The organism is Pseudomonas sp. P4_C3 (genome assembly GCF_056402075.1).
The window spans coordinates 1-7,534 of sequence record NZ_JBFUIC010000221.1; the positions used below are offsets into that span (position 1 = coordinate 1).

General features: G+C 62.6%; 6 protein-coding genes and 1 pseudogene. 1 reads left to right on the forward strand and 6 read right to left on the reverse strand.

The genetic code is table 11. From position 1 onward, the window contains the following. Window positions 1-679: pseudogene (locus tag AC1DVH_RS23540) on the reverse strand (cytochrome P450); the annotation flags it as partial. A 79-nt stretch (window positions 680-758) separates the two neighbouring features. Here AC1DVH_RS23540 and AC1DVH_RS23545 point away from each other — a divergent pair. After that, window positions 759-1,523 (forward strand): ArsR/SmtB family transcription factor, encoded by a 765-nt coding sequence (locus tag AC1DVH_RS23545; RefSeq protein WP_477755842.1) that lies wholly within the window; start codon window positions 759-761, stop codon window positions 1,521-1,523. A 159-nt stretch (window positions 1,524-1,682) separates the two neighbouring features. On the opposite strand, the gene AC1DVH_RS23550 is transcribed toward AC1DVH_RS23545, so the two are convergent. The 5 genes from AC1DVH_RS23550 to AC1DVH_RS23570 form a co-directional block, all read right to left on the reverse strand. Next, window positions 1,683-2,702, reverse strand: coding sequence for a branched-chain amino acid aminotransferase (locus AC1DVH_RS23550; RefSeq protein ID WP_223455986.1), 1,020 nt, complete (start codon window positions 2,700-2,702; stop codon window positions 1,683-1,685). A gap of 235 nt (window positions 2,703-2,937) precedes the next feature. Further along, window positions 2,938-4,320: a dihydrolipoyl dehydrogenase gene (gene lpdA, locus AC1DVH_RS23555; RefSeq protein ID WP_477755843.1), complete on the reverse strand. Its 1,383-nt coding sequence runs from the start codon at window positions 4,318-4,320 to the stop codon at window positions 2,938-2,940. 3 nt (window positions 4,321-4,323) lie between these two features. Then, on the reverse strand, window positions 4,324-5,598 hold the full coding sequence (locus AC1DVH_RS23560; protein ID WP_477755844.1) for a dihydrolipoamide acetyltransferase family protein: 1,275 nt from the start codon (window positions 5,596-5,598) through the stop codon (window positions 4,324-4,326). Beyond that, a complete protein-coding gene (locus AC1DVH_RS23565) occupies window positions 5,599-6,657 on the reverse strand; it encodes an alpha-ketoacid dehydrogenase subunit beta (RefSeq protein WP_477755845.1) in 1,059 nt (352 codons plus the stop codon). Between the two features lies 1 nt (window position 6,658). Beyond that, window positions 6,659-7,534: thiamine pyrophosphate-dependent dehydrogenase E1 component subunit alpha (locus tag AC1DVH_RS23570; RefSeq protein WP_477755846.1), on the reverse strand; the 876-nt coding region annotated here is incomplete at its 5' end.

The following is a 7,534-nucleotide window of genomic DNA, read 5'->3' on the forward strand; positions in this document are numbered from 1 at the left end:
GTCCGGCAGTGGCCTCGAAGGTCTGGGAGAACAGGCCGATCAGGTTGGCGATCAGCGTTTGCGGTGCGCCGGACGCGAAGCGCTGGCGGATGCCTGCAAGCAGAAGGCTGTGGTTGTCCGGGTCGGCCAGAAGCTCGACACAGTAACTGCTCATTTGTTCGGCGGCAGCGTGGGCGGCGGTCAATTGCGCCGCGTCACTCAGGGGCGACAGGCAGGCGACGAAATCCGCCGTCAACTCGCTGATGGCGCGGCCCTGAGCCGGGGTGAATCCCAACAACGCCGCCACCACGCACACCGGTCCGCGAAACATGGCGTTGTACAGGCCAGCGGCATCCGCGGTCATCAATCGGGCGCTGACCAGGGCCTCGACTTCCCGCGCATCGATCAACTTCAGCCCCTGCTCAATCGCCGACCGTGGGCAACGCTGGCGTTCACCCTCATTCATGCGCATCAATTGGCCGAACACCTGGCCGGCCATGCCGTCGGCGATCGCCTTGGGGACTGGCTCCTGCGCCGGTCGAACATGGCAATCGGGATGCGCCAGGACGGCGGCCACCACCCGGGCGCTGCTGGCCACCCACAGGTTCAGCCCTGGATGAAAAGCCAGCCCACCTTCGGCACGCAGTCGTGCGTAGTAGGGATAGGGATCGGTATGGGTCGCAGCGATGATCGGGTCCATGGGGCGCAGCCTTTTGTTGTTGGAAAGTGTTGCTACTATCTCCAGTCCGAAAGGGCGTTGATTCGTCCGGGAGCGAAATATGAGCGCAGAACAACACGACATCGGTGTCTCGCAGGTAGCGGCAGCCATCGCCGAGCCTGCACGGACGAAAATCCTCTGTTCGCTGATGGACGGCCACGCCCGCACCAGCACCGAACTGGCGACGGTGGCCGAAGTCAGTGCGTCGACCGCCAGTGCCCACCTGGCCAAACTCAAGGAGCTGGCGCTGGTGCGGCTGCACGTTCAGGGACGTCACCGCTATTACAGCCTGGCGGACAAACGCGTGGCCCAGGCCTTGGAGGCGCTGATGGTGATCGGCCAGAACACTGCGCCGGAATTCAACTCGCGGACCCCGGATCGCCTGCAGTTTGCCCGCACCTGCTACGACCACATGGCGGGCACCCTGGCCGTGCTGATGCATGACCGGATGCTCGAAGCGGGCTGGCTCGAGGAAACCGACGAACAGGCCTATCGCTTGAGTGACAGTGGTTCGGCAATGTTTCAGGGGCTTGGGATCGAGGTACAGGACTTGAGCACCTTGCGCCGCCGCTTCGCCTGCCCGTGCCTGGACTGGAGCATGCGTCGGCCGCATCTGGGCGGATCGCTGGGTGCGGCGTTGCTGCAAACGGCGCTCAAGCGCAAGTGGGTGACCCAGGATCTGGACAGTCGCGCGTTAGCGTTGACGGCGTTGGGGCGCAGGGAGATAGCGGGGCGGTTTGGGCTTGAGTTGCCGTTGGCGGTTGAGGGCAATGTTAAAACTTCGCAAATCGCGGCAGGTTCGGTGGAGTTTGTGAACATTCGCTGACTGTCGATACGGGTATTCCGGTTGTTTCTGTGTTGAATGCAATGCCGTCATCGCGAGCAAGCTCGCTCCCACAGGGGGCGGTGGATTCGTCTGTGCAATGCAAACAAAAAGCCCCCCATCGGTCACCCGATGGGGGGCTTTTGTGCGTCTGGCGTCAGATCAAACCTTGACGATCCAGCCCGCTGGCGCTTCGATGTCGCCGGTTTGCACGCCGGTCAGCTCTTTGTAGAGCTTCTGGGTGATCGGGCCGACTTCGGTTTCGCTGTGGAACACGTGCAGGTGGTCGTTGTAGTTGATGCCGCCAATTGGCGTGATCACTGCAGCGGTGCCGCAAGCGCCGGCTTCCTTGAAGTCCGACAGTTTGTCGATGAACACGTCGCCTTCGACCACATCCAGACCCAGGCGGGACCGGGCCAGTTCGATCAGCGACAGACGGGTGATGCCCGGCAGTACCGATGGCGAGTTCGGGGTCACGAACTTGTTGTCGTGGGTGATCCCGAAGAAGTTGGCCGAACCGACTTCCTCGATCTTGGTATGGGTCAGCGGATCCAGGTAGATGCAGTCGGCGAAATGCGCTTTCTTGGCCTGGGAACCCGGCATCAGGCTGGCGGCGTAGTTGCCACCGACCTTGGCGGCACCGGTGCCTTGTGGCGCGGCACGGTCGTAGCTGGAGATCAGGAAGTTGTGCGGGGTCAGGCCGCCCTTGAAGTAGGCGCCGACCGGGATGCAGAAGATCGAGAAGATGAACTCGGGGGCGGTACGCACGCCGATGTTGTCACCCACACCGATCACGAACGGGCGCAGGTACAGCGCGCCGCCGGTGCCGTACGGCGGAATGAAACGCTCGTTGGCGCGGACCACTGCTTTACAGGCTTCGATGAATTGCTCGGTGTCCACCTGCGGCATCAGCAGGCGGGCGCAGCTGCGCTGCATGCGCAGGGCGTTCTGGTCCGGGCGGAACAGGTTGATCGAACCATCCTTGCAACGGTAGGCCTTCATGCCTTCGAAGCATTGCTGGCCATAGTGAAGGGCAGTGGAGCCTTCGCTGATGTGCAGCACGTTATCTTCGGTCAGGGTGCCCTTGTCCCACTCGCCATTGCGAAAGTACGACAGATAGCGCTTGTCGGTCTTGATGTAGTCAAAACCCAGCTTGTCCCAATTAATGCTTTCGTTACCCATGACACCCTCTATCTCTTAACAACCGCCGAAACGGTTCAAGGCTTCTGACGTTTTTTGGATGGGGACAACAATACTTCATTCCGGGCCCATTTCGCAGCCCGGATTGCATTCCTTGTAGGAGCGAGCTTGCTCGCGATGGACGTCAACGATAACGCGCCTCGTCTGAGTGACCGCGTTGTCCTGAGTTTTTCGCGAGCGAGTCGAATCGTCGCACCGTCGCTCCTACAGGTTCGGGCTAGAGGTGCAATGCGTGCCCAAGGGCCCGTAACGCCGCTTCCTGCACCGCCTCACCCAGCGTCGGATGGGCATGGATGGTGCCGCCGATGTCTTCCAGCCGCGCGCCCATCTCCAGGCTTTGCGCAAACGCCGTGGACAATTCGGACACGCCGACGCCCACCGCCTGCCAGCCGACAATCACATGATTGTCGCGACGGGCGACCACGCGCACGAAGCCGCTTTTCGACTCCAGCGTCATGGCCCGGCCATTGGCGGCGAACGGGAAGTTCGACACGATGCAGTCCAGGCCTGCGGCCTTGGCTTCGTCCGGGGTCTTGCCGACTACCACCAGTTCCGGGTCGGTGAAGCACACGGCGGCGATGGCGGTCGGGTTGAACTCGCGGGTCTTGCCGCTGATCAGCTCGGCGACCATCTCGCCCTGGGCCATGGCCCGGTGCGCGAGCATCGGTTCGCCGCTCAGGTCACCGATGGCATACACGTTGCGCATGCTGGTCTGGCAGCGGTGGTCGATCTTGATCGACGAACCGTTCATGTCCAGGTTCAGCGCTTCGAGGTTCCAGCCCTGGGTGTTCGGCTTGCGACCGACGGCCACCAGCACCTGATCGGTTTCCAGGTTCAGGGTCTCGCCGCCTGGTTCCAGTACTTGCAAGGTATTGTTAGAAGAATCAAAACCTTGAACGCTATGTTTCAAGTAAAGCTTTACGCCGAGTTTTTTCAGTTCGTCGTGCACCGGTTGAGTCAGTTCGGCGTCGTAGGCCGGCAGGATGCGCTCCTGCGCTTCCACCACGCTGACTTCGGCGCCGAGCTTGCGATAGGCAATGCCCAGCTCCAGACCGATGTAACCGCCGCCGACCACGATCAAGCGCTTGGGCACGGAGGTCGGCGCCAGGGCTTCGGTGGACGAGATGATCGGCCCGCCAATCGGCAGCATCGGCAGGTTCACGCTTTTTGAACCGGTGGCCAGCACCAGGTGCTCGCACTGGATACGCGTGTCGCCGACTTCAACGGTCTTGCCGTCGATGACCTTGGCCCAGCCTTGAACAACCTGGACCTTGTTCTTTTTCAGCAGCGCCGCAACGCCAGTGGTCAGGCGATCGACGATGCCGTCCTTCCACTCGACGCTCTTGGTGATGTCCAGGGTCGGCGCCGAGACGCTGATGCCCAGCGCCGAGTGCTGGTTGTGGTGCCGGGTCTGGTGGAACTGCTCGGCGACATGAATCAGTGCCTTGGACGGAATGCAGCCGATGTTCAGGCAGGTGCCGCCCAGGGATTGGCCTTCCACCAGAATGGTCGGAATGCCCAGCTGGCCGGCACGGATCGCTGTTACGTAACCGCCGGGGCCGCCGCCGATGATCAGCAGCGTGGTGTTCAAAGTCTGCATTCGTTACTCCACAAACAGAGTGGCGGGTTGTTCGAGCAAGCCGCGAATGGCCTGGATGAAGAGCGCCGCGTCCATGCCGTCGACCACGCGGTGATCGAAGGAGCTGGAGAGGTTCATCATCTTGCGGATCACGATCTGGCCTTTGATCACCATTGGCCGTTCGACGATCTTGTTCACGCCGACAATCGCCACTTCCGGCAGGTTCAGCACCGGCGTGCTGACGATGCCGCCCAAGGCGCCAAGGCTGGTCAGGGTGATGGTCGAACCGGACAACTCGTCGCGGCTGGCCTTGCCGTTGCGTGCGGCGTTGGCCAGGCGAGCGATTTCCGCTGCGCTGTCCCACAGGCTGCGGGCTTCGGCGTGACGCACCACCGGCACCATCAGGCCGACATCGCTCTGGGTCGCGACGCCGACATGTACCGCGCCGAGGCGGGTAATGACCTGGGCTTCGTCGTCGTAACGGGCGTTCATCTGCGGGAAGTCGCGCAGGGCGACGACCATGGCGCGGACCAGGAATGGCAGCAAGGTCAGCTTGCCGCGGGTGGCGCCGTGTTTTTCGTTGAGGTGCGCGCGCAACTCTTCCACAGCCGTGACGTCGATTTCTTCGACATAACTGAAGTGGGCGGCACGCTGGGTGGCGTCCTGCATGCGCTGGGCGATCTTGCGGCGCATGCCGATCACCGGGATCTGCTGTTCATCGGTACGTTGGGCGTAAGCAGCCGCCACCGGTGCCGAGGCGGTCGACTGACCCTGAGCCAGGTAGGCGTCGAGATCTTCGTGCAGTACACGGCCGGCAGGGCCGGTGCCTCGGACCAGACGCAGCTGAATACCGAGGTCCAGCGCATGCTTGCGCACGGCCGGGGAGGCCAGCGGACGCTCATCGGCCTCGCGAGCAACCATCGGGCCCTGGCAAACGGCAGCTTTCGGCGCTGGGGCAGCGGCCGGTTTGCTTTCAACCACGGTTTCTACTTTGGCTGCGGCCACAGGCGCTTCTTTAACAGGTGCYGGTTGCGCCGACTCCTTAACGTTGCCCGCGCCTTCGACTTCAATGCTGATCAGCACGCTGCCGACCGCCATGACTTCACCCGGCTGGCCACCGAGGGCAATGACCTTGCCATGCACCGGCGACGGGATATCGACCATCGCCTTATCGGTCATGACATCGGCCAGTACCTGATCTTCGACGACCATGTCGCCGACCTTGACGTGCCATACCGACAATTCAACTTCTGCAATGCCTTCACCAATGTCCGGCATTTTAATAACGTGCGTGCCCATTCAGACCTCCATGACCCGTTTCAACGCCGCGCCCACTCGGGACGGGCCTGGGAAATACGCCCACTCTTGCGCGTGCGGGTAGGGAGTGTCCCAACCGGTGACGCGTTCGATCGGCGCTTCCAGGTGGTGGAAGCAGTGCTCTTGCACCAGCGCCGTCAGTTCGGCGCCGAAGCCGCAAGTGCGGGTGGCTTCGTGAACGATCACGCAGCGCCCGGTTTTCTTCACCGATTTGGTGATGGTTTCGAGGTCCAGCGGCCACAGGCTGCGCAAGTCGATGACTTCGGCATCCACGCCGCTTTCTTCAGCGGCCACTTGCGACACGTAGACGGTGGTGCCGTAGGTCAGTACGGTGACGTCCTTGCCCGGACGGGCGATAGCGGCAACGTCCAGCGGTACGGTGTAGTAACCGTCCGGAACCTGTGCGGCGGGGTGTTTCGACCACGGGGTTACCGGGCGTTCGTGGTGGCCGTCGAAAGGACCGTTGTACAGTCGTTTCGGCTCCAGGAAGATCACCGGGTCATCGTTTTCGATGGAGGCAATCAGCAGGCCTTTGGCGTCGTAGGGGTTGGACGGCATGACGGTGCGCAGACCGCATACCTGAGTGAAGAGTGCCTCGATGCTCTGGCTATGGGTCTGGCCGCCGTAGATGCCGCCGCCACAGGGCATGCGCAGGGTCATCGGCGCGGTGAATTCGCCAGCCGAGCGATAACGCAGGCGCGCGGCTTCGGAAATGATCTGATCGTAGGCCGGGTACACGTAGTCGGCGAACTGGATCTCCACCACCGGGCGCAGGCCGTAGGCGCCCATGCCCACGGCGGTGCCGACGATACCGCTTTCAGAGATCGGCGCGTCGAACACCCGGGAGGTGCCGTACTTGGCTTGCAGGCCTTCGGTGCAGCGGAACACGCCGCCGAAGTAGCCCACGTCCTGGCCGAAGACCACGACGTTGTCGTCACGTTCAAGCATCACATCCATGGCCGAGCGCAGGGCCTGGATCATGGTCATGGTGGTCGTGGTCATGGCGGTTTCCAGCTCGATATTGTTGTTGTGATCGTTCATGTCAGATCCCCAACTCTTGACGCTGGCGCTTCAAGTGCTCCGGCATCTCTTTGTAGACGTCTTCGAACATGGTCGCGGCGCTCGGAATCTGGCCGCCGGCGAGGGTGCCGTACTGCTCGGCTTCTTTCTGCGCAGCGATCACTTGGGCCTCCAGTTCGGCGCTGACCGCGGCGTGTTCCTCTTCGGACCAGTGACCGGTCTTGATCAGGTGCTGCTTGAGGCGCGCGATCGGATCACCCAACGGGAAGTGGCTCCAGTCATCGGCGGGACGGTATTTGGACGGATCATCGGAGGTCGAGTGCGGGCCGGCGCGGTAGGTGACCCATTCGATCATGGTAGGGCCGAGGCCGCGGCGCGCACGTTCGGCGGCCCAGGCAGAGGCGGCGTAGACCGCGTAGAAATCGTTGCCATCGACCCGCAGGGAGGCGATGCCGCAACCGACGCCACGACCGGCGAAGGTGGTCGCTTCACCACCGGCAATCGCCTGGAAGGTGGAGATCGCCCACTGGTTGTTGACCACGTTGAGGATCACCGGTGCGCGGTACACGTGGGCGAACGTCAGGGCGGTGTGGAAGTCCGACTCGGCGGTGGCGCCGTCGCCGATCCACGCCGAAGCGATTTTGGTGTCGCCCTTGATCGCCGAGGCCATGCCCCAGCCCACGGCTTGCACGAACTGGGTGGCGAGGTTGCCGGAGATGGTGAAGAAACCGGACTCCTTGACCGAGTACATGATTGGCAACTGACGTCCCTTGAGCGGATCGCGCTCGTTGGAAAGCAGTTGGCAGATCAGGTCGACCAACGGTACGTCGCGGGCCATCAGGATGCTTTGCTGGCGGTAGGTCGGGAAGCACATGTCGTCGATGTTCAGGGCCAGGGC

Coding starts and splice junctions, on each gene's coding strand:
- lpdA (WP_477755843.1), bottom strand. CDS start 4,320: ATGCAGACTTTGAACACCACGCTGCTGATCATCGGCGGCGGCCCCGGC.
- AC1DVH_RS23545 (WP_477755842.1), top strand. CDS start 759: ATGAGCGCAGAACAACACGACATCGGTGTCTCGCAGGTAGCGGCAGCC.
- AC1DVH_RS23550 (WP_223455986.1), bottom strand. CDS start 2,702: ATGGGTAACGAAAGCATTAATTGGGACAAGCTGGGTTTTGACTACATC.
- AC1DVH_RS23565 (WP_477755845.1), bottom strand. CDS start 6,657: ATGAACGATCACAACAACAATATCGAGCTGGAAACCGCCATGACCACG.